Consider the following 22,256-nt stretch of genomic DNA (forward strand, 5'->3'; position numbering starts at 1 on the left):
GCCGAACCACATCCTACAACAGATTTTTAGTGTGACACGCAGCTTTAGTCCTAAATGTCACATACTTATGTACTGAAGCTTTTGTTTGAGAAACATTGAAGCAGATAAACAGTATCGAAATTTCGGTTGGAAAGAATGTTATGCGATCGCAGCCTCTATTTCGTTGATAGATTTGCTGAGGCTGGCCAATAAAAAATATAAAATGAGAGGTTTTGAATATGACTAATGAAGTACAAGGAATGCAATTAAATCTAAAAGGGCTGAAAAAATCTTTTGGAAACAAAACTGTTTTAGAAGGAATTAATTTGGAGATTCAGCCAGGAGAATTTGTGGCCATTGTGGGACGAAGTGGCTGTGGTAAAAGTACAATGTTGCGTTTAGTTGCTGGGTTAGATGCTCCTAGCGACGGGGATATTTTGTTAAATGGTAAATATAATGAGCAGCGCATTAATCCAACTATCCGCATGATGTTTCAAGATGCACGACTTTTACCTTGGCAACGAGTGTTAACAAATGTAGAGTTAGGTTTATTAGGTTCTAACTCCAAAGTTTATGCCAAGCAAACCGCTGTACACATGCTGCGTGCAGTGGGGTTAGAAGACCGCGTCCTCGAATGGCCTTCCGTCCTTTCCGGTGGACAACAGCAACGGGTAGCTTTAGCTAGGGCATTGGCAACTAAACCTTCTTTATTACTACTAGATGAACCCTTGGGGGCGTTGGATGCCCTAACCAGAATTGAAATGCAGCAATTATTAGAACGTTTGTGGCAAGAACAAGGATTTACAGCACTGTTAATTACCCATGATGTTGAAGAAGCGGTTGTACTAGCAGACCGAGTAATTTTGCTTGAAAATGGTCAAATTAGTATGAATCTGAAAATTGACCTGCCACGTCCACGGGCTAGAGGAGATGCAAAGTTTGCAAAAACTGTGGAGAGAATCTTAGACAGAGTAATGGGTAAACAAAAATCCCCACAAAAAGAATTGATAGCCGAATCTCCTTATTTGCTGAGTTCAATGTCTGCATAAATGCTGAAATTAGAAACTACCTGGAGACAGTATTATGGCTATTGCCATAGAATGTCCACACAAAAGCAAATTTGCACAGATACGCGAGAAATCCAGGTATCCTGTGATAGATACCGATGTTCATACCCAGGAATTTCCCCCCGCGTTCTTAGATTATTTGGAATTGGTCGCTGGAACTGAAATCGTAGACCGCTTTTAACAGCATTTACCTGATGTCTGATTGCAGTGATTCTCATGCACAGTCCCCAAGAAGCAATTGAGGAGTGGGAATATGCAGTCAAGATACTCGGATTAAAAGCGATTCAAATTCCTGGTCATGTGCGGCGTGCGATCGCTGTATTCCCAAAATTGCCCATATTTTTAATAGAAAATCTCATCCTTTTGGCGATCGCGTTAAAGCTTTTTTAGGTTCTGATTTTGGTTATTGGGATGTGCCAGATATTACTGCCGTTGTTACTAATTCCTACTCTTTTGTAGTAAAACTTACGCAAGTTTCACACTAAACATCTATTTTATGGTGCTTGAGAATTAATTAAATTTTGAATTGAAGCCAAGTTAAAAAGAGGTAAATAAATTTATGGAAGATTGGCAAAATAAGTTTGAATCATGGAAAGTCCGACGTATAAACCGTCGTAACACACTATTTTTTCTTGGACACAGCTTAGTCTTATCTATTCTGCTATTTAGTTGCAGTAACTCACCAAATAACACTCAAAAACAAGCAAATTCTTCTACAGATAACACAACTACTACAACTGCTGCTAGTGATAGTAATACTAAAAAAGTAGTCCGAATTGTCCGCTCAAAACAACTGACAGCCCTAGCAGTTTTAGAACAAAAAGGTACTCTTACAAAACGATTAGAATCGCTAGGTTACAAAGTCAAATGGCCTGAATTTGCTGCCGGACCCCAACAGCTAGAAGCTTTAAATGCAGGTGGACTTGATATTGCTTCTACCGCAGAATCACCCCCCGTTTTTTCTCAGGCTGCTGGATCACCTCTTGTATACTTAGCCGCCAACTCTTCAGATGGTCAAGCAATTTCACTTTTAGTTCCTGTTAATTCCCCAGTTAAAAACTTCCAAGATTTAAAAGGTAAAAAAATTGCTTTTCAAAAAGCATCAATAGGTCATTACCTGACAGTGAGAGCAGTAGAAAAAGCAGGGATGAAACTGGGTGATATAGAGTCAGTGTTTCTAGCACCTCCCGATGCAAATGTAGCATTCAGTCAAAAGAAAGTAGATGCTTGGTTTATCTGGGAGCCATTTGTGACTAGAAATGTACAAAATAAAGTTGGTCGTGTTCTTATAGATGGTAGTGGTGGATTGCGAGACACTAACAATTTTTATAGTACAAACCGTAAATTCTATCAAGAAAACCCTGAAGTAATTAAAATATTTCTGGAGGAATTACAAAAAGCTCAAGTCTGGGCAAAGAATAATCCTAAAGAAATTGCTCAATTGCTCACTTCGGCAACGCAGCTTGATGTACCAACATTAGAAAAAATGCATAGTAAATACGATTTTGCTTTAGTACCCATTAATGAAGAAGTAATCAATAAACAACAAGAAGTTGCCGATAAATGGTTAAGTTTAGGATTAATACCCAAAAAGGTAAATGTCAGAGATGGTTTTTTAACTCCTGAACAATATGCAGAAATTACGCCCAAAGAAGTGCTTGCTCAAAAATAGCCATTATTTTTGTTGAACTTGAAATTAATTTTTAATTATGCCAACACTCACTTTAACTAACTTTCAAATTACTCCCATTAATGCACCATTGGGAGCAGTTGTCACTGGATTGGATGCTGAAAAATCTCTTGCACCTGAAGCAATTTTACAGATTAAACAAGCATTACGTGATTATCATATTCTCATCTTCAAAAATCAAACTCTCAATAATGAGCAATTTTTAAACTTCGTGTTTAACTTTGGCTCATTATTTGTACCACCAGATGATGTTCCAGTTCTAGCTTCTCAGCCAGGAGTCACACCAGTAATTATTCCTGTTTCTAATGTTGATGGTGGCTACACTGGTACAGGTGAATTAGCTTTTCATTCTGATCACAAATGGACACCCTATCCTTCCAATGGTTCTCTACTCTATGCTTTAGAAGTTCCATCTGAAGGTGGAGATACCTCTTGGTTAAATCTGAATTTAGCTTATGAAACTTTGGATGATTCCACAAAGAAAAAAATTGCAGATTTGCGGTTGATTACTTATAACCCATTTTTAAATAAACCAGGAGAACCCCGCAGAAAATATCGTGAGGATAAAAATATTCCTCTAATTAGTCCTATATTCCCCCACCCATTAGTCAGAACACATCCTGAAAGTGGCAAAAAGATTTTATATTTAGATTACGCCACAGAAGTTGAAGTTGTTGGTTTAGAACCTCAAGAAGGTAAAGAATTAATTGAACAATTGAGAGAACATCTTTACCAACCTCAGTTTTATTATCAACATAAATGGTCTGTTGGTGATATTGTCTACTGGGATAATCAATCTACTTTGCATTACCGTCAAGCTTTTAATCCTAATCAACGTCGGGTGATGAAACGGATTAGTTTAGCAGGTAGTCGCCCATTTTAGGTTCTGTGTTTTAGCTATAGGACTTACTCAATAACCAATTCAAAATCCAAAATTGTGTGACCGAAAATTTCAGATTTTGAATTTTAGATTTTAGATTAGGAATTTTCGGTACAAGCCCCACCTCTTCAGGGCGGAATTAATCCAAAATACTCGCTGCGCTGTGTACGCTTCGCTAACGTAAATCCAAAATAAATTGACTTGCTAAAATGACAACAATTCCTGCATACGATCCAACCTTATTTGAAGGTGCTGCGTTGTATTATGGTCAATATAGACCTAAGTATCCACTTGCGTTATTTGATTTATTGATAGATAAATTTCATCTTAATGGTAAAGGAAGACTACTAGACCTGGGGTGTGGTACTGGTTTAATTACCATTCCCTTACGCCATAGTTTTGAGGAAGTTATTGGTCTTGATCCAGATGCAGAAATGCTCCAAGTTGCTCAAGAACAAGCAGCAGAAGTTGGTACAGAAAATATCAGTTGGGTACATGATAGAGCCGAAAATCTCTCTCCTGCTGTAGGTAAATTCCGTTTTGTCACCATTGGCAGAGCTTTTTGCCTCCCTTCATTTATAGGTGAAAATCGCGCTAACTTTGAAGCTGATTTAAAAGAATCTCTGCTTGCAGTTGAACCATCAGGACAGTTTATAGAAGAACTGCCGATTACAGTTATTGCTGCTTGGAAATGAGATTAATCATTCAAAAATCAAACAATTTCAAATTTAGTGAGGAAGCATAATCATGAACTTCAATTTACCACGACGCACAGTTTTACAAAAAATCGTTCAATACTCAGTATCAGCATTAGCTTTAGTTTCTCTGGGTGTACCGATTTCTAATAATATTGTCGAAGCCCAAAATACAACTAATAAAACAGGTATTAAAACCAAAGTAGTACGACTTGCTTATCAAACTTCTGGCGATATTGTGAAGATCAAAGGAGTAGTAGATAAGCGTCTTAAACCTTTAGGTGTCAAGGTAGAATGGTCTCCATTTCCTGCTGGGCCACAACTCATGGAAGCGATGAATGCAAATAGAATTGATATTGGTTCTGTAGGAGAAACACCACCAATTTTTGCACAAGCTGCTGGTGCAAAATTAGTTTATATTGCTGGCCGTAAACCCAGTAAAGGTGAAGGTAGTGCTATTGTTGTCCAGGCAAATTCTCCTATTAAAACAGTTAAGGATCTTAAAGGTAAAAAAGTTGTTTTTCAAAAAGGATCTGCTTCACATTATTTACTACTCCGAGCATTAGGTGAAGTAGGTTTAAAATTTAGTGATATTCAAGCCGTGAGTTTAACTCCTGCTGAAGCCCGTGATGCCTTTATTCAAAAAAAAATTGATGCTTGGGTAGCTTGGGACCCTTCTATTGCCTTCGTCCAGAAAAATGCTAATGCTCGTGTTTTGAGAAATGCTTCAGGAATTGCTACTCAGGGTGGTTTTTATATGGCTAGACGTAATTTTGCTGTTGAAAACCCGGAAGTTGTGCGAATAGTTTTAGAAGAAGTTGATAAGTTAGGAGAATGGGCAGAATCTAATCCTAATGAAGTTGTAAAAATTCTTGCTCCTGAATTAAAACTTGATCCGTCACTATTAGGAGTGGTAGTTCGTAGACGTACATTCCGATTACGACCTATTAATTCATCTCTGATTGCTGAACAACAACGTATTGCTGATTTGTTTTATAAAGAAAAAGTTATTCCTAAACAGATTGCCATCAGAGAATCTGTTCTCAGTTCTCAACAATATGCAGCTATTACACCCCAAAGAATTAGTCAGAAATAATTTGTGTTGATTTTTTCACATTTTGACGGCGGCTAAATACCGCCCATAACTGTAATCTTAATCAATGAAAAATGGTCATGAAAATTTATTCTACTGATTTTTCGTCTAAATATTCAATGAAAAAAAGTAAGTTCCATTTTAAGTTTTTCCAAAATCGCTATTTTCAATCATTCATACCCTGGATTGTACCAATAACAATCATTATAGTCTGGCAACTTTTGTCGGCCATTGGTGTTATTCCCACAAGAATATTACCAGCGCCTTTAGCAGTTGTCACTGCTGCTATTAAATTGGCTCAAACAGGTGAACTTTTTAGGAATATTGGTATTAGTTCTTTACGGGCAATATCTGGTTTTTTACTTGGAGGGAGTATAGGCTTTAGTTTAGGTTTACTTAATGGTATTTCTCCCATTGCTGAAAAGTTATTAGATACATCCATGCAAATGCTTCGTAACATTCCTAACTTAGCATTAATTCCGCTGGTGATTTTGTGGTTTGGTATTGGGGATGAGGCGCGATTATTTCTTGTATCTTTAGGTGTAATGTTTCCCATTTATTTAAATACTTTTCACGGTATTCGTAGTGTCGATCATGGTTTGATAGAAATGGGTAAAATTTACGGCTTAAGTACTTGGGGGTTGTTCTGGCGAATTATTCTTCCAGGGGCTATGTCTTCGATTTTGGTGGGTGTACGTTTTTCTTTAGGGATTATGTGGTTGACACTCATCGTTGCAGAAACCATTGCTGCTGATTCAGGTATTGGCTATATGGCAATGAATGCAAGAGAATTCATGCAAACTGATGTAGTAGTCCTAAGTATTGTGTTATATGCCCTGTTCGGTAAGCTGGCTGATGTTGTGGCTAAAAGTCTAGAGAATTACTGGTTGCAGTGGAACCCCAGTTATTTGAAGGGTTAATACTAAATCTACACATATCCGATAGGTTTCCAGTATTTATTTGGTAAAGGTATTGCTTTTCTTAACCCATATATGTAATGATATGAGGCATCATCCATGTAATACGGTTTGCCGATAGATTTATCGTAGTTTGAGATTTAAAAGTTTTACAACCAGTATAAATAAGAATCATGGAAGTACTTTGGTTTATTCCCACTCATGGCGATGGACGCTATCTAGGAACTGCTATAGGTGGCAGGTCGGTCAACTTTGATTATTGGCGACAGATTGCCCAAGCCGTTGATCAATTAGGATTTACGGGTGCTTTATTACCTACAGGTCGTTCTTGTGAAGATGCCTGGGTGTTAGCATCAACTTTGGTAACTCATACTAAAAAAATGCGGTTTTTGGTGGCGATACGTCCAGGGTTGATGTCACCGGGGATAGCGGCAAGAATGGCGGCGACTTTTGATCGGATTTCTGGCGGGCGGTTATTAATTAATGTGGTAACTGGTGGTGATCCCGTAGAATTGGCGGGAGATGGTTTGCACCTTAGTCATGACGATCGCTATAAACTGACAGATGAGTTTTTATCAGTTTGGCGGGAAATAGCTGCGGGTGAGGTTGCTAACTTTGAAGGTGATTATCTCAACATCAAAGAAGGTAAAATACTTTTTCCCCCCGTGCAGAAACCTTATCCACCTTTGTGGTTTGGTGGTTCGTCTCCTATTGCCCAAGAAATTGCTGCTAAACACGTTGATGTATACCTGACTTGGGGTGAACCACCTGCACAGGTAGCGGAAAAGATTACTTATTTAAGACGATTAGCCGCAGCAGAAGGGAGAACATTACGTTTTGGGATTCGTCTTCACGTGATTGTTAGAGAAACTGAGAGTCAAGCTTGGGATGCAGCCAATGATTTGATTCGTTATGTAGATGAAGATGCGATCGCTAAATCCCAACAAGCTTATGCCCGGATGGATTCAGTCGGACAACGGCGGATGAAGGAATTACATAACGGTAATCGTGAAGCTTTGGAAATCAGCCCAAATTTATGGGCAGGAATTGGTTTAGTTCGCGGTGGTGCTGGAACTGCGTTGGTAGGTGATCCAGATACCATTTCTAGAAGAATGCAAGAGTACGCAGATTTAGGAATTGATACTTTTATCTTCTCTGGTTATCCCCATTTAGAGGAAGCTTATCGGGTCGCAGAATTGCTTTTCCCTCGTTTACCTTTAGATAATTTACCAACAGTAGAACCGCAATTATTAAGTCCTTTTGGGGAAATTGTTGCTAATCGGGAATTTCCTAAACAGCAACCCAGGGAAAAAGCAGTTGCTACTATAGAATTAAGTCTTTGGTCAAAATCGCCCAGAGACACAGATAGAAAAAATAATTCAAATTAGAGGTTTTGTAACATGACTTATATTTTAGCGATTGCTGGTAGTCCTTCTCATCCTTCCAGAACCTACGGACTTTTAGAATATGCAACTCAATTTATTTCCCAGCAAGGGTTAGAAACAGATATCATTTCTGTGCGGGATTTACCTGCTGAAGATTTAGTTTATGGACGTTACAATAGTCCAGCTTTAGAAAAACCAAAAGCACTCCTAGAAAAAGCAAGTGGGGTAATTATCGCTACGCCAATTTACAAAGCTGCATACACTGGCTTACTCAAATCTTTTTTAGATTTATTACCCCAGAAAGCTTTGAATGGTAAAGTTTTACTTCCCTTAGCTACTGGAGGTACTATTGCTCATTTATTATCAATAGAATATGCCTTGAAACCTGTTTTAGGTGAATTAGGGGCAAGGCATATTTTAAGTACAGTTTATGCAGTGGATAAGCAAATTCAAATTCAAGCTGATGGCAATCTTCAATTAGATCAAGAACTGGAAGAACGCCTACAAGAAGTTTTAAAAGAATTTGTACAGACTGTAAATAATGCCCAGTTAGATGTCAAACAACTAACTTATAGTAATTAAAGGTATCTATGAATCAATACTCTGATTTGTTATCGGAACTATCTGATTTTCTTTATCCTCGTAGTCCATATTATGGGCAAATTAACTCGGAATACCTAGCATTTAATGCTCAACTCCAAGATTTTTCTCAACGAGTGAACTATATTTGCAATCTACAAACTGGTGGTAAACTTTCTTCAGAAGAGGCGTATAAACAAATTCAAGTCCTCTGGAAACAGCTAAAAACGACCAAGAAAAAAATATTAGTTTGAAGGAAAATATTAACCAAGTTTTAACTTACTAAATTATTTGTCATTTTACCAGAGGGGACAATCTGCACTCGGAATTGATAAATGCCTTCATAAGTGCGATTATGAAAAGGTGTTAAACCGACAGTGATTGTTTTACCAGCTACAACTGGTTTATCAAAGGTGACAATAAGAGTTTGCGGTTGATTTTCACTTTTGGCTAGGGTGACACCTAGCTTTTATTTTTGTCCATTTGTTTCTACAAAAGCAACACTATTTTTTTCATCGAAGTCAATAGTTTCCAATCCTTCTATTTGTGTGAGTGCTACTTGTATCAGTGGTACATTAGCAGTCCAAGCGGGTAATTGGATTGTGAAATAATAGGTTGCTCCCCAAGCACTAGTTCGATTATAGGTTGTTTTAACGAGATAGCAAACAGATTCCTGTACCCATAAATAGGGTTTTACACAGAGTTATAAAGCTGTTCATTTTTAAGTTAACGTGAGTTCGGTGTTAGGAGTTTCTCCTATGCCTACGGCACGGCTTCGCCGAATGGAGACGCTACGCGAACGGAGTTATGATTTTTAAGGGCGAGAGAATAAGGGTTTGAGACTCCTACTTGTGGCGAGTTTTCCACAAATTATCTTATGTCGAACTCACGTTAAGTGACCAAGTCTCGACAAAGGGGAAGCTGAATCTGAAATTCTGTTCCCTTCCCAGGTTCTGAGAATAAATCAAGTTTGCCACTATGGCGTTCTACTATTATTTGATAGCTAATTGATAATCCTAATCCTGTTCCTTGCCCAACTGGCTTGGTTGTAAAGAAGGGATCAAATACTCGTAGCTTCGTTTCTTCTCCCATGCCTAATCCATTATCTGCAATGTAGATTAAAACCCAATGATTATCTATCACATTAGTCCGAATAGTAATGGTAGGAATAAAATTACTTGGCTGATGAGTGATAGTCTCTTCTAAAGCATCTATAGCATTACTCAAAATATTTATAAATACCTGGTTTAGTTGTCCTGGCGAACAATCTACTACTGGTAAATTACCATATTCTTTATGAAGAGTAATCGTCGATTTGTGGGACTTTAACTTCAGCCGATGCTGCAAAATTAATAATGTATTTTCAATACCTTCATGGATATCGACTGATTTAATTTCTGCTTCATCTAAACGTGAGAAATTTCTTAAAGAATGCACAATATCTCTAATTCGTTCGCTGCCAAACCGCATAGAATTGAGTAATTGTGGCAGGTCATTACTAACAAAATCAAGTTCAAATTTTTCCATTGCCATCTGAACTGAATCTATCGGCTGGGGATAGGATTGCTGGTATATATAAACTGTATTCAATAAGCCTTGAACGTACTCCTCTAAACAGTTGAGATTACCATAAATAAAATTTACTGGATTATTAATTTCATGAGCAATTCCTGCTACCAATTGCCCTAAACTTGACATTTTTTCACTGTGAATCAATTGCATTTGTGTTTGTTGCAATTCTTTCAGTGCTTGTCGCAAATACTGAGTTTGAGTTTTTAGCTGTAATTCAGACTGTCGTAATTCTTCCTCGGCTTGTTTGCGTCGGGTGATATCAGTGTGAGAACCTGCTATGCGGTATGGTTTATTTTCAATATCTCGCACCAGTATTCCTCGGCAAAGTACCCAGAGATATTTACCGTTGCGATGTTGCAAGCGATATTCCTGTTCGTAAGTGGGAATTTGTCCTTCAAAGTATTGCCGAAAAGTTGTCAAAACGCGATCGCTATCATCAGGGTGTAAACGCTGTTTCCATTCCTCAAAGTGATTGGGGATCTCCATTTCCGCATATCCTAACATTTCTTTCCAGCGGGTAGAGAAGAAGACCTCATTTGTTTCTAGATTCCAGTCCCACAAACCATCATTTGATCCCTTGACTGCAAGTTCAAAGCTGGAACTAATTTTACCGAAATCTTTATAAGGATGAACCTGCAAAACCTGAAAGCAGTCATGGATTGATTGATAATTGAGGGGAATTGTCCAACCTTCCGATTTTGCTACGATCGCTGCGGGATGGTCTTTTGGTAATTTTAGTAATGCGATCGCAACTCTTTCTGCTAATTTACTCGAAGTTTGTTGGGTGACAGCAAAAGGCCATTCGGGATATAACCGGGTACTCAAAGCAAAGGGAAATTTTTCTCCATACTGTGACTGCTGATTAATGATTTTGAAATTTTTCAAGTCAACTTTTCCTTCTAAAGCCATCTGTTCTAATACGTTTGTAGAAATAGTTCCTGCATCTGCCTTACCTTGCCCAATCGCATATATTACTGCATCATGACTATTGGTGAAATGCAGACTTTGAAAATCCCGGTAAGGATTGATCCCCGCTTCTACAATTTCTCGCCATGCTGACCGCCAACCTCCAAAAGAGTTTTCCGCAACAGCAACAAAGTTTTTACCCCGCAAATCCGTCAGACTCTGAATATTGTCACAATCAGCCTTACAAAAAATTACCCCACCAAACATGGTGTAAGCTTTTCCCATCCGCAGTTGCTTTAAAGTTGCCAGCCGATTTACTCCATAAAGGGCTTCAAATTCCACATATATTCCCGGACTGGTAATCACAAACTCCACTGTATTATGTTCAATAGCAGCCTCAATTTGAGTGAAATTTAGAGGAACAATAATAAAGTGATATTCAGGAAGTTCTGAAGTAAGATAATCTGCTGTTTTTTGCCAAGTTTGTAGCGTGTTCTGGATATCTCGATGTGCTAAAACACCAATTTTAATCAGGAGTTTCATGGCTTGGTATTACTTAGTTGTATAAAGATAGAATTGAGCCTCCGGGCGTAATTTTTACTGCCACGCTGATAAATAGAATTACTAGGGTTATAAGTTATGCTCAAAGGAGATTTTAGTAAATATTTGATTTTTCACAATAAATATTCGTTTTCACAATCCCAGCCAATCATAGTGATTTTTGACAAATATGTACCCAATCATCGGCAGCCAAAAACATTGCACTCATGGATTGATTCCTCTGTAAGATGGAACGGAGTTTTGCACCTCTTACCCGCAAAGTGAAAGATTACCCACTCGTTATCAGTGTCAATCTAACTCCGGCAAGTTGATAGGTTTAACGTAGTTTGTTGCTACTTTAACAGAAAATTAAAAATAAGTAAAATAACTGAGGTATGCCCAATAGCTACAGCAGTTGCGAAAGTTGCCGCATATCATTAAAAACTATCTTCGCTCCAGCAGCAGTAAGAGCAGTGCGATAGCTATGTTGGGCATAACCAAAAACAGTCATGCCTGCCGCACATCCTGCTTGCACACCTGGTACAGAATCTTCAATAACAACACAATGTTCTGGATTTGTGTTCATTTGCTCCGCTGCATAGAGATACACATCAGGAAAAGGTTTAGGACGCGGAACATCATAACAACTATATATTTTTCCTTCAAATTGATGTAGAAGTCCCGTTAATTTCAAGGCCAGTTGAATATGGCGGTGGCTGTTATTTGATGCCACACATTTTGGTAATGTAATTTGCTCCAATAGTTCGGTAATGCCTGAAACTGCCTGTAATTCCTGCTGCAATGCAGCGAATTCTCGTTTCTTACAAAGTTCAATAAAATTTTGGGGCAATGGTTTCTCGTAGGATTGCTCAATAATCTCTAAACAGGTTTTGAAAGACTTTCCTATAAATTTTTGAGTTACTTCTGCATGGGTGATAGGAAAACCAACTTCAGTAAGCATTTCCGCGAAAATGCGATTTATAATTGGTTCGCTATCAACTAACACTCCATCGCAATCAAAGATTACAAGTTTGAACCCAGTTTTGCCCATATTGTTACCTCAAATTTACCATTGGATAGATATAGCAGATTACAGCCTTGATTAATCTTGATCTGATTGAGGAATTAAACCCATTTCAGTATATATGGGGTTTATGACTTCTCTAATATTGGGTAGTTTTATAGCAAAAAAATAGGTTCCAATCATACAAAAAATACCACCGAATAATAAGGCATTAGCAACACCAATTTGACTAGCTAATCCTCCAAAAAATAAATTTCCAAAAGGTAATATTCCCAAAAAAGTAGTCATAAATATACTAGTTACTCTTCCTCTTTTATCTTCTTCCACCAGAATTAATTGTAGAAAATTGCTAATTGAAGCTAGAGTCAGGGTGTTAGTTAATCCCACAATAAATATTAATACCAAAGAAATTTCTAGCTGTGTTGAGCGGGAAAATAATATTAATGATATTCCCAGCACTAGAGTAGAACTTGCCATAATTTTTTCTAGTCCTATTACTTTCTTCCTCTGGATTAGATAAATACCAGAAAATAAAGAACCAAAAGCTGTAGAAGTCATGAGAAACCCCATAGTTTCGGCATTGCCTTTGAGGACTTCTTTGGCAAATATCGGTAGGAGGTTGACATAGGTCATTGCCATAAAGCAAACTGTAATTTGCAATATTAAAATAGATTTGATAGGTAGAAAGTTGTATGCAAAATTAAATCCTTCTTTGAGGTTATACCACATTTTTGTAGATTTGGAGATAGATAAATTATGGAGATTTGATTTTATCTGCATAGTCAAAATAGCGAATATAAAAGGTAAATAGCTAATAGCATCTATTAGAAAACATAAAGCTGCTCCATTTCTAGCAATTATCAATCCCCCAATCATTGGGCTGACAAATTTAGCTGTATTAATTAAAAATGAATGCACAGCCATTGCGCTATAAGTATCACTTCTATTTTCTACTAATTTAGGGATAGTTACTTGACGTGCTGGTAAATCAAAAGCTTTTACTATGCCCTGAAGAATACCGATGATAATAATAGATGTAAAGTTAATTTGATTACTAACAGTTATAAAAGTCAGTGCCAAAGATAGAAAAATAGAAATTATCTGAGTAGTTAATAAAATATATCTTAAATTCCATCTATCTAGTAATACTCCTACTACTGGTGTGATAATCAAACCCATAGCTTGATTTGTAAACCCAGCTATACCAACTAACATGGGTGAATTCGTTAATTGATAAACCATCCATACCAAGGCAATTTGTGTCATCCAAGAGCCAAAAAAGGATAAGCTTTCCCCAATCAGAAAACAAGATAAATTGAGTGATTTAAGTGCTGATGGAATTTCAAAAAAAGATGATTTCTCCGTGATTTCTTTTAATGGGCTTCTATTCTTTTTTAACATTAATGTTGATATTTATCTATAAATGTGAGTAGAATTGGAGAAAACATTGGTCATTTGTTTTTTCCTGCTTCCCCTACTATTCTTTATCTGAAAGGGGGAGAATAAAGCAAACCACCTTTTGACCAAAGTTGATTTTGACCACGAGCTAAATTAAACTTTGTCTTAGCTCCCAGATTGCGATATCCTACAGCTTCAGGATTATCAAATACAGCTAATGCGATCGCTCGACAAATATCTACATCAATACCGCTATATTTACCATCAGTCCCCACAAAGCTAAATCCTGGCAATTCTCCACTCACACCACAGATAAGTTTGCCACGGCTTTTAATGACATTCGAGCGATCGCTAACTTGTGCTTCGGGATTGCTGGCTGTGGTTGCGGTTTTTTCTGAGTCACTACTACAAGCAGTGAGGGTTAATATAACGGGAGCAATGGCTAGAATGAAAGCAGATTTACGCATAGAGTTTATTACTGTTCTTGCAAGGTTGGACGAATTAAGATTTCATTGACATTCACACGCTGGGGCTGAGTAACGGCATAAACTATTGCTGCTGCTATGTCTTCACTTTCCAATGGTGTAATTGCCTTGCGCCGTTCTTCAAAGTTCTTTTTCGCGGCCGAATCAGTAATATAATCGTTAATTTCTGTGTTGACTATACCAGGTTCAATGATGGTGACGCGGATATTTTCTTTAGATACTTCTTGGCGTAATGATTCTGAGAAGGCATTTACACCCCATTTTGTGACATTATATATACCCATACCTGCCCGTGCTGTCCGACCAGCTACGGAGGAAATATTGACGATATGCCCTGATTGTTGAGCTTTGAGGATGGGTAAGACAGCGTGAGTAGTATAAAGCAGTCCTAAAATATTGATGTCAATCATCCTTTGCCAGTCCGAGATATTTGCACCTTCGATTTTGCCTATTAGTGCTATACCTGCGTTGTTAACTAAAATATCTACTCGTCCAAATTCTGCATTGGCTTTTTGTACCAAGTTGTTCGCTTGATTTGCATCAGTTATATCTGCAATAACGGCTAATGCCTGTCCGTCATTATCAGTAATATGTTTTGCTACGGCCTCTAAACGCTCTACTCTCCTAGCTGCAATTACCACTTTTGCTCCCTCTGCTGCTAATGAAATAGCTGTAGCTTTACCAATTCCCGAAGAAGCCCCGGTAATAATAGCCACTTTCCCTTCTAATTTACCTACCATAGTGAACCCATTGATTAATATATTTAAAGTACGATAACTTTATCAAATTACCGTAAATTTAAGATCAAGCATCTCACAAATCACTAGAAAAAGCAAGAAAAGTAGCCTCCAATGCCGTAGCAATGTGTATAAATACCTGACTTGTAGCTAAACTAGAATCAACAAGGGTAAGCGGTTGCCCAGTATCACCACCATTACAAATCCGAGGATTGAGGGGAATTTTGCCTAAAAGCGGTGTTTGGAGTTCATTTGACAACGTTTCACCGCCACCACTGCCAAAAATCGGAATTTCTTCCCCATTTACGCCGATAAAATAGCTCATATTCTCGATAATACCGAGAACAGGAACACCCACTTGGCGAAACATATAAATACTGCGACGCACATCAGCAACAGCCACTTGTTGAGGTGTTGTTACCAATATCACCCCGCAAATCGGGCTTTCTTGCACAATCGTGATTTGAGCATCACCAGTACCAGGAGGCAAATCTATTAACAGATAGTCCAGTTCTCCCCACTCAACTGCATGGATAAATTGAGTAATGATTTTGTGTAATACAGGACCACGCCATGCTAGAGGATGATCCGGTTCTGCCAACAATCCTACAGATATGACTTTGATACCATAAGCTTCTAAGGGTAAAAATTTCTGACCATTAGCAGTATCAATCACTGCAACTTCCGATTTTCCTAGTCCCAACATCTGGGGAACATTTGGTCCATAGACATCAGCATCTAATAACCCAACTTTTGCTCCTGTTAACCTCAAGGCTGCTGCTAGATTAACTGCGGTTGTGGATTTACCCACACCTCCTTTACCGCTAGATATGGCTAATGTCGTTTTTACCCCTGGAATGGTACAAATTTGTATATAAGTTTTTTTACACCAAACCAATGATGATAATACTGATTTAATCTCTGCTTCTAAGTGCTGCTGATGAGAACCTATATACAAACGCAGATAAACATAGTTATCAACTATCCGCAGATTTCGTACCATTCCTAAACTAACGATATCGTTTTTGAGGGTGGGTTCAATTACTTGTTTCAGGAGTTGGATAACTTCTTTTTGTCGGAGATTAAAAGGATCTGTTTGTACTTCCGCTTGCACAGAACTATTATTCAAATCTAATTTTTTCAGCATTTTAGGATGATTAGGTATATAAAATCACAAAACAAGTGGTTAACTAACAGGATAATTACTTTTTTTAAAGAAAAGCTTGCATTTCAATTTCCTCTATGTGATATTTTAAGAGTAAATACGGTAACTCGATTGGTATACTGTAGTTTTATCATGAATTGACTTAAAGTTTAAATATTTTATTGACCTTTACAAGCAGGGTAATGTTGAGTAAATTCTCTCTATTCCGATTATTTGAAGTTGGAATCACTTTTCTTAAAAAATCGAACATTCGCAATTTTTCCTTACTATTTGCAGTTGGATTAAGCTTGACTTTAGCTATTTCTGCTTGTTCTCCCAACACCAGCGAAAACTCAGGAACAACTCAGACAGCTAATCCAAATACCAATTCCATTGCAACAAATAACAATACAGTAATTCGTATTGGCTACCAGAAAGCAGCAACTATTCTCTATGCACTGAAAGCAAAAGGAGAATTAGAAAAAGCCTTACAAACTTCTGGTGCTTCTGTTGCTTGGGTTGAATTTCCCGCAGGTCCGCCGATGTTAGAAGCTTTAAATGCTGGCAGTATTGACTTTGGTTACACCGGGGAAGCGCCGCCAATTTTTGCTCAAGCCGCAGGTACTCCTTTTGTTTATGTTGCCTATGATCCTTGGACTCCGAAAGCAGAAGCGATTATTGTCCATAAGGATTCACCTATTAAAAGTGTGGCTGATCTTAAAGGTAAAAAAGTAGCTTTTTCCAAAGGTTCAAATACTAATTATCTGGTAGTAAAAGCATTATAAAAAGCAGGATTAAAATACACCGATATCAAACCAACTTTTCTACCTCCAGCAGATGCTCGTGTAGCATTTGAAGGTAAAAATGTTGATGCTTGGGCAATTTGGGACCCATTTTTAGCCGCAGCCGAAAAAGCAACTGGCGCACGCACTCTCACAGATGCTACTGGATTAGCTCCCAATTTAGGTTATTATCTGGCTGCTAAATCTTTTGTAGAGAAAAATCCAGAAAGTTTAAAAACTGTTTTGGATGGAGTGAATAAAGTTAGCGATTGGGCAAAAAATAATCCAACTGAAGTAGCTCAATTACTCTCACCTGTATTGGGTATAGATGCGGCTGTTTTAGAAACAGCAGAAAAGCGGCGCGATTATGGTGTACTACCTCTGACAGAGGAAGTAATTAGCAAACAACAAGAAATTGCTGATACTTTTTATAAAATCAAATTGATTCCTAAAGAAATCAATGTTAAAGAAGTAGTTTGGCAAGAAAATAAATAATTTATAGTTGGTAATTGGTAATAGAAAAATTACTAATTATCAATTATTTCTAAAAATCTTCCTTGACTTTCTCTGCGCCCTCTGCGCCTCTGCGTGAGAAAAAAATTTTGAATTCTTAAAAGAGTGGTATATGGTAACAAACATCAATACACAGTGGCTAAAAACCGATGTTTTAGTAATTGGTGGTGGGACTGCGGGGACAATGGCAGGAATTAAAGCCAAACAAGCAAATCCTGATGCTGAGGTATTAATTTTAGAGAAAGCAAATATTCGTCGTAGTGGTGCGATCGCAATGGGAATGGATGGAGTTAATACAGCCGTTATTCCTGGCAATTCTACCCCAGAACAATACGTCCGCGAAGTCACCATTGCTAACGATGGCATTCTTCACCAAAAAGCAGTTTACGCAACCGGTAAATTAGGTTACGAAACCATTCAAGAATTAGAGAATTGGGGAGTTAAATTCCAAAAAGATCCCCAAGGAAATTATGATGTTAAACAAGTGCATCGAGTAGGAAAATATGTATTACCAATGCCAGAAGGTAAAGACTTAAAAACTATTCTTACCCGCCAAGTTAAACGCCATAAAGTGAAAGTCACAAACCGCGTTATGGCAACAAGAGTATTAGTAAAAAATGGTAGAGCCATTGGTACAGTTGGGTTTGACGTGCGCGGTGGTGATTTCGTAGTTATTCAAGCCAAAGCCGTCATACTTTCTACAGGCGCTTGTGGAAGATTAGGACTACCTGCATCTGGCTATCTTTATGGAACTTATGAAAATCCTACAAATGCCGGAGATGGTTATTCAATGGCTTATCATGCAGGAGCAGAATTGAGTAATATTGAATGTTTCCAAATCAACCCATTAATTAAAGATTATAATGGTCCAGCCTGTGCCTATGTTGCTGGGCCTTATGGAGCATATACCGCCAACGCTGAAGGAAACCGCTTCATTAATTGTGATTATTGGAGTGGACAAATGATGCTAGAGATTTGGAAAGAATTAAACTCTGGTAAAGGACCAATTCAAATGAAAATGACTCATTTGGATGAGGATACAATTTCCGAAATTGAGTCCGTTTTATGGGCAAATGAAAGACCGAGTAGAGAACGTTTTCATGAGGGCAGAGAGGAAGATTACCGCACTCATGGCGTAGAAATGAATATCTCAGAAATTGGCTTATGTAGTGGACATAGTGCTTCTGGTGTGTGGGTGAATGAAAAAGCAGAAACTACAGTACCCGGACTTTATGCAGCCGGAGATATGGCCAGCGTTCCTCATAATTATATGATTGGTGCATTTGTCTTTGGTCGGTTAGCAGGAGAAAATGCCATTGATTATATTGAAAATTTAGAACATATAGAACCAGATGCTGATTTTATGGAAACAGAAAAAGCGAGAATTTATGCACCATTAAATCAACCAAATGGTATTCCTCATACTCAAGTTGAATATAAATTACGCCGGATAGTAAATGATTATTTACAGCCTCCAAAATCCGGCAATAAAATGGAAATTGGGTTAAATAATTTTGTGCGTTATCATGAAATATTAGCCCAAATGGGAGCGCGTGATCCTCATGAACTGATGCGATGTATGGAAGTATATTTTATCCGTGATTGTGCAGAAATGGCAGCACGAGCATCTTTATATCGTCGGGAAAGTCGTTGGGGTTTATATCATTATCGGTTAGATTATCCAAATAAGAATAATGAAGAGTGGTTTTGTCATGTGAATTTGAAAAAGACTGAATTAGGAGAAATGATATTATTTAAACGTCAGATTGAACCTTATGTTGTGGCAGTTGATTTACAGCAAGAAGTTTATGATGTTGCAGTGAAATGAAAATAACGTATACATAAAATGCTTCAAGATTCCCAGGAAGTTGAATTAGTTAAACCAACTGCTGATTTGCATTCAGAATTTCTTGATATGATAAGAGAATATCACGAGGCTAGTGAAGCACGTATTTATGATCAGGATTTTTTGCAATTAATTCAGAGTGATTTTCTAGGTTACATTGAATATTTAGAAAATAGCTCACAAGGTATTGGATTAAAACCTGGTTTTGTACCTGCAACAACTTTTTGGTTGGTTCTAAATCGTAAAATCATTATGGGGGAAAGCCGATTACGTCACTGGTTAGTACCAAGTTTAGAACATTGGGGAGGACATATTGGCTATATGATTCGTCCTCTCCAAAGGCGTAAAGGATACGGTACAAAAATGCTCAATATGACTCTTAAACAAGCTAGAAAGATGGAATTAAATCGCGTTCTCTTAACCTGTAATCAAGATAATCATAGTTCTGCTCGTGTGATTCAAAAAAATAATGGTAAATTTGCAAGTGAGGGATTACTAGAAAGTAATAACAAAGTTATTCATCGTTATTGGATTGATTTGTGAAAATTTGATTGTAGATTTCTGTTAATTTCAATGCTACTAAATAAATCAAAGTAATTAAAGATGATCAAAGAAATAACACGCCGTGAATTTATCGCCACTGCTGCTTTAACAACTGGTTTTGCTCTAGCAGTACAACCTGTTTCAGCTAAAGTGATTACTACAGATACTAAAGGATTAATTGCTGGAGCAGTAAAAATTCCCGTCAAGGATGGGGAAATTCCAGCTTACACAGCGCAACCTGATCAGGGGGAAAATTTCCCAATTGTATTGGTAATTCAGGAAATTTTTGGTGTACATGAACATATACAGGATGTTGTTAGACGCTTTGCTAAGTTAGGGTATCTAGCGATCGCTCCCGAACTGTTCATCCGTCAAGGTGATGTTTCAAAATTAAGTAATATTAACGAAATTCGCGCCATTGTGTCCAAAGTTCCTGATGCTCAAGTGTTATCAGATTTAGATGATATTGTTACTTGGGCTGGGAAATCAGCGAAGGGTAACACTAATAAATTAGCAATTACAGGTTTTTGCTGGGGTGGTCGAATTACCTGGCTCTATGCAGCATATAATCCCAACGTCAAAGCAGGTGTGGCTTGGTACGGGAGAGTGGTAGGCAATGCTACCGAACTACAGCCTAAACATCCCATTGATATTGCTTCTGAACTCAAAGTCCCCGTGCTGGGACTCTATGGAGGTCAAGATACAGGTATTCCTGTGGACACAGTAGAACAAATACAAGAAAAGCTCAAATCCAGTAGCAGTAAATCGGAGATTATTGTTTATCCTGATGCACCTCACGCCTTTTTTGCCGATTATCGCCCTTCTTACCGCGAAAGAGAAGCCAAAGATGGATGGCAACGTCTCCAGAAATGGTTTAAACAGTATGGAGTGTCAGTAACCCCGCTCTGAAGAGACGGGGCTTGTAAGAGAAATCAAGCAAGCCGTACTGACCAGATTACCTAGCAATAGGTAGCCGTTATTTGAGTCATGACACCCTGGAATGCGTAGCTAGTTCCCTGCTCTGTCGCTGGTAATTAAACAGTTTTAAGGTCACTGAAACAGTGTTGCAAGCCTAACAAGCTCAGATAACAGAATCGAAGCTAACATCACCCGTTTTACGGAGTTTTTCAACCATGTCCAATTACGTTTTAATCGTCGATACAAACAAGAAACCATGCAATCCTGTTCATCCTGGAACAGCGCGACAATTGCTAAAACTAGGTCAAGCTGCTGTGTGGAGAAAATATCCATTCACCCTGATTCTAAAGGCAGAATCCCAGGAACTAACTAGACCAATCCAATTAAAAATTGACCCTGGTGCTAAAACTACTGGAATCGCGTTAGTTCAAGGGGCTAAAGTTGTTTTTGGTGCGGAAATCTCCCATAGAGGACAAAGCATAAAGGCATCCTTAGAATCAAGAAAAGGTATTCGTAGGGGTAGGCGAAAGCGACATACCCGATATCGTCAAGCTCGTTTCCTCAATAGAAAAAGGGCTGAAGGCTGGTTAGCTCCGAGCCTACAACACCGAGTTGAGACAACATCGACTTGGGTCAAAAAACTAATTAGATTCGCTCCCATTACAGGGATATCGCAAGAATTAGTCAGGTTCGATTTGCAGCAAATAGATAATCCCGAAATATCGGGTATTGAATATCAACAAGGGGAGTTGCAAGGTTACGAAGTTCGGGAATATTTACTGGAAAAGTGGGAGAGAAAATGCTCATATTGTGGCGTTAAAGATGTTCCTTTACAAGTAGAACACATCCATCCTAAAGCGAAGGGCGGAAGTAACAAAATCTCTAATTTATGCTTGGCTTGTGACTCTTGCAATAAAAAGAAAGGAACACTAGATATAGAGAAGTTTTTAGCTAAAAAACCAGATGTTTTAAAGAAGATTAAATCTCAATCTAAATGTTCACTTAAAGATGCCTCCGCAGTTAATTCTACTCGTTGGGCATTGTTCCACCGACTGAAAGAAACCGGATTACCCGTTGTTACTGCTTCAGGGGGCAAAACTAAATTCAATAGAACTCAGCTTCAACTTCCTAAAACTCATTGGATTGACGCGGCTTGTGTGGGGGATATTGATAGTTTGAAAGTGTTGATAACTAAACCACTATTAATCAAGGCAACAGGACATGGTACTCGTCAGATGTGTGGAACAGATAAATTTGGTTTTCCAACAAGACATAGAACAAATAAACAAATACATTTTGGTTTTCAAACTGGCGACATTGTGAAAGCAGTTGTTAAAACTGGGAAGAAAGTTGGTACTTACATTGGTCGAATAGCAACTAGAGCGACTGGGAGTTTTAATATTACGACCAATAAAGAAAAAATTCAAGGAATCTCACATAAATATTGTAAATCTATTCACAAAAAAGATGGTTACAGTTACTCATTTTGATAAATATCCACTGCGACTAAAGTCGCTTGAGGCGTTTTTCCTCCCCGGTCTAAAGACGCGGGGCTTCCAAACT

19 protein-coding genes and 3 pseudogenes are annotated in these 22,256 nt (G+C 38.0%); 15 read left to right on the forward strand and 7 right to left on the reverse strand.

Translation table 11 applies throughout. The features are described from left to right. The first annotated feature begins 218 nt into the window (after positions 1-218). The 10 genes from AC012T_RS26670 to AC012T_RS26715 all read left to right on the forward strand — a co-directional run bounded on the left by AC012T_RS26670 (position 219) and on the right by AC012T_RS26715 (position 8,539). A complete protein-coding gene (locus AC012T_RS26670; protein ID WP_487066880.1) occupies positions 219-1,028 on the forward strand; it encodes an ATP-binding cassette domain-containing protein in 810 nt (269 codons plus the stop codon). 234 nt (positions 1,029-1,262) lie between these two features. Beyond that, the gene (locus tag AC012T_RS26675) at positions 1,263-1,436 is read left to right on the forward strand and encodes a hypothetical protein (protein WP_487066882.1); all 174 of its coding nucleotides are present in this window, start codon (positions 1,263-1,265) and stop codon (positions 1,434-1,436) included. A gap of 169 nt (positions 1,437-1,605) precedes the next feature. After that, positions 1,606-2,718, forward strand: coding sequence for an aliphatic sulfonate ABC transporter substrate-binding protein (locus AC012T_RS26680; protein WP_487066884.1), 1,113 nt, complete (start codon positions 1,606-1,608; stop codon positions 2,716-2,718). Positions 2,719-2,755: 37 nt separating this feature from the next. After that, positions 2,756-3,619: a TauD/TfdA dioxygenase family protein gene (locus tag AC012T_RS26685; RefSeq protein ID WP_487066886.1), complete on the forward strand. Its 864-nt coding sequence runs from the start codon at positions 2,756-2,758 to the stop codon at positions 3,617-3,619. 206 nt (positions 3,620-3,825) lie between these two features. Beyond that, complete coding sequence (locus AC012T_RS26690; protein ID WP_487066888.1) at positions 3,826-4,311, forward strand: class I SAM-dependent methyltransferase; 486 nt, start codon at positions 3,826-3,828, stop codon at positions 4,309-4,311. Positions 4,312-4,363: 52 nt separating this feature from the next. Continuing rightward, on the forward strand, positions 4,364-5,407 hold the full coding sequence (locus AC012T_RS26695; RefSeq protein WP_487066890.1) for a sulfonate ABC transporter substrate-binding protein: 1,044 nt from the start codon (positions 4,364-4,366) through the stop codon (positions 5,405-5,407). Between the two features lie 77 nt (positions 5,408-5,484). Beyond that, positions 5,485-6,324 (forward strand): aliphatic sulfonate ABC transporter permease SsuC, encoded by an 840-nt coding sequence (gene ssuC, locus AC012T_RS26700; RefSeq protein WP_487066892.1) that lies wholly within the window; start codon positions 5,485-5,487, stop codon positions 6,322-6,324. Positions 6,325-6,494: 170 nt separating this feature from the next. After that, on the forward strand, positions 6,495-7,709 hold the full coding sequence (gene ssuD / locus AC012T_RS26705) for an FMNH2-dependent alkanesulfonate monooxygenase (RefSeq protein ID WP_487066894.1): 1,215 nt from the start codon (positions 6,495-6,497) through the stop codon (positions 7,707-7,709). A gap of 12 nt (positions 7,710-7,721) precedes the next feature. After that, entirely contained in the window at positions 7,722-8,288 is a 567-nt protein-coding gene (ssuE, locus tag AC012T_RS26710) for an NADPH-dependent FMN reductase (RefSeq protein WP_487066896.1), read from the forward strand. An 8-nt stretch (positions 8,289-8,296) separates the two neighbouring features. Then, entirely contained in the window at positions 8,297-8,539 is a 243-nt protein-coding gene (locus AC012T_RS26715; RefSeq protein ID WP_015213456.1) for a DUF7219 family protein, read from the forward strand. 20 nt (positions 8,540-8,559) lie between these two features. On the opposite strand, the pseudogene AC012T_RS26720 reads toward AC012T_RS26715, so the two are convergent. From AC012T_RS26720 to AC012T_RS26750, 7 genes and pseudogenes are all read right to left on the reverse strand, one after another. Further along, positions 8,560-8,886: pseudogene (locus AC012T_RS26720) on the reverse strand (DUF2808 domain-containing protein). 290 nt (positions 8,887-9,176) lie between these two features. Continuing rightward, complete coding sequence (locus AC012T_RS26725; protein ID WP_487066898.1) at positions 9,177-11,306, reverse strand: PhnD/SsuA/transferrin family substrate-binding protein; 2,130 nt, start codon at positions 11,304-11,306, stop codon at positions 9,177-9,179. Positions 11,307-11,709: 403 nt separating this feature from the next. Continuing rightward, positions 11,710-12,354, reverse strand: coding sequence for an HAD family hydrolase (locus tag AC012T_RS26730; protein ID WP_487066900.1), 645 nt, complete (start codon positions 12,352-12,354; stop codon positions 11,710-11,712). A gap of 51 nt (positions 12,355-12,405) precedes the next feature. Next, positions 12,406-13,728 carry an MFS transporter gene (locus tag AC012T_RS26735; RefSeq protein WP_487066902.1) on the reverse strand — a complete coding sequence of 441 codons (1,323 nt, stop codon included), beginning with the start codon at positions 13,726-13,728 and terminating at the stop codon, positions 12,406-12,408. 152 nt (positions 13,729-13,880) lie between these two features. After that, positions 13,881-14,192 (reverse strand): annotated as a pseudogene (locus AC012T_RS26740) (amino acid ABC transporter substrate-binding protein); the annotation flags it as partial. Positions 14,193-14,200: 8 nt separating this feature from the next. Beyond that, the gene (locus tag AC012T_RS26745) at positions 14,201-14,950 is read right to left on the reverse strand and encodes an SDR family NAD(P)-dependent oxidoreductase (protein ID WP_487066904.1); all 750 of its coding nucleotides are present in this window, start codon (positions 14,948-14,950) and stop codon (positions 14,201-14,203) included. 73 nt (positions 14,951-15,023) lie between these two features. After that, a complete protein-coding gene (locus tag AC012T_RS26750; RefSeq protein WP_487066906.1) occupies positions 15,024-16,094 on the reverse strand; it encodes an Mrp/NBP35 family ATP-binding protein in 1,071 nt (356 codons plus the stop codon). A 200-nt stretch (positions 16,095-16,294) separates the two neighbouring features. On the opposite strand from AC012T_RS26750, the pseudogene AC012T_RS26755 reads away from it, so the two are divergent. From AC012T_RS26755 to iscB, 5 genes and pseudogenes are all read left to right on the forward strand, one after another. Further along, positions 16,295-17,368: pseudogene (locus tag AC012T_RS26755) on the forward strand (sulfonate ABC transporter substrate-binding protein). A 130-nt stretch (positions 17,369-17,498) separates the two neighbouring features. Next, positions 17,499-19,214: a fumarate reductase/succinate dehydrogenase flavoprotein subunit gene (locus AC012T_RS26760; protein ID WP_487066908.1), complete on the forward strand. Its 1,716-nt coding sequence runs from the start codon at positions 17,499-17,501 to the stop codon at positions 19,212-19,214. Positions 19,215-19,232: 18 nt separating this feature from the next. After that, positions 19,233-19,775, forward strand: a complete 543-nt coding sequence (locus AC012T_RS26765) for a GNAT family N-acetyltransferase (protein ID WP_487066910.1) — start codon at positions 19,233-19,235, stop codon at positions 19,773-19,775. 63 nt (positions 19,776-19,838) lie between these two features. Continuing rightward, positions 19,839-20,684, forward strand: coding sequence for a dienelactone hydrolase family protein (locus AC012T_RS26770; protein ID WP_487067159.1), 846 nt, complete (start codon positions 19,839-19,841; stop codon positions 20,682-20,684). A gap of 224 nt (positions 20,685-20,908) precedes the next feature. Then, positions 20,909-22,183, forward strand: coding sequence for an RNA-guided endonuclease IscB (gene iscB / locus AC012T_RS26775; protein ID WP_487066912.1), 1,275 nt, complete (start codon positions 20,909-20,911; stop codon positions 22,181-22,183). The last annotated feature ends 73 nt before the right edge of the window (positions 22,184-22,256 follow it).

Source organism: Anabaena sp. EIM26 (genome assembly GCF_057568715.1).

Coding starts and splice junctions, on each gene's coding strand:
- ssuD (WP_487066894.1), top strand. CDS start 6,495: ATGGAAGTACTTTGGTTTATTCCCACTCATGGCGATGGACGCTATCTA.
- AC012T_RS26690 (WP_487066888.1), top strand. CDS start 3,826: ATGACAACAATTCCTGCATACGATCCAACCTTATTTGAAGGTGCTGCG.
- AC012T_RS26670 (WP_487066880.1), top strand. CDS start 219: ATGACTAATGAAGTACAAGGAATGCAATTAAATCTAAAAGGGCTGAAA.
- AC012T_RS26695 (WP_487066890.1), top strand. CDS start 4,364: ATGAACTTCAATTTACCACGACGCACAGTTTTACAAAAAATCGTTCAA.
- AC012T_RS26680 (WP_487066884.1), top strand. CDS start 1,606: ATGGAAGATTGGCAAAATAAGTTTGAATCATGGAAAGTCCGACGTATA.
- AC012T_RS26750 (WP_487066906.1), bottom strand. CDS start 16,094: ATGCTGAAAAAATTAGATTTGAATAATAGTTCTGTGCAAGCGGAAGTA.
- AC012T_RS26745 (WP_487066904.1), bottom strand. CDS start 14,950: ATGGTAGGTAAATTAGAAGGGAAAGTGGCTATTATTACCGGGGCTTCT.
- ssuE (WP_487066896.1), top strand. CDS start 7,722: ATGACTTATATTTTAGCGATTGCTGGTAGTCCTTCTCATCCTTCCAGA.
- AC012T_RS26725 (WP_487066898.1), bottom strand. CDS start 11,306: ATGAAACTCCTGATTAAAATTGGTGTTTTAGCACATCGAGATATCCAG.
- AC012T_RS26760 (WP_487066908.1), top strand. CDS start 17,499: ATGGTAACAAACATCAATACACAGTGGCTAAAAACCGATGTTTTAGTA.
- AC012T_RS26715 (WP_015213456.1), top strand. CDS start 8,297: ATGAATCAATACTCTGATTTGTTATCGGAACTATCTGATTTTCTTTAT.
- AC012T_RS26735 (WP_487066902.1), bottom strand. CDS start 13,728: ATGTTAAAAAAGAATAGAAGCCCATTAAAAGAAATCACGGAGAAATCA.
- ssuC (WP_487066892.1), top strand. CDS start 5,485: ATGAAAATTTATTCTACTGATTTTTCGTCTAAATATTCAATGAAAAAA.
- AC012T_RS26675 (WP_487066882.1), top strand. CDS start 1,263: ATGCACAGTCCCCAAGAAGCAATTGAGGAGTGGGAATATGCAGTCAAG.
- AC012T_RS26765 (WP_487066910.1), top strand. CDS start 19,233: ATGCTTCAAGATTCCCAGGAAGTTGAATTAGTTAAACCAACTGCTGAT.
- iscB (WP_487066912.1), top strand. CDS start 20,909: ATGTCCAATTACGTTTTAATCGTCGATACAAACAAGAAACCATGCAAT.
- AC012T_RS26730 (WP_487066900.1), bottom strand. CDS start 12,354: ATGGGCAAAACTGGGTTCAAACTTGTAATCTTTGATTGCGATGGAGTG.
- AC012T_RS26685 (WP_487066886.1), top strand. CDS start 2,756: ATGCCAACACTCACTTTAACTAACTTTCAAATTACTCCCATTAATGCA.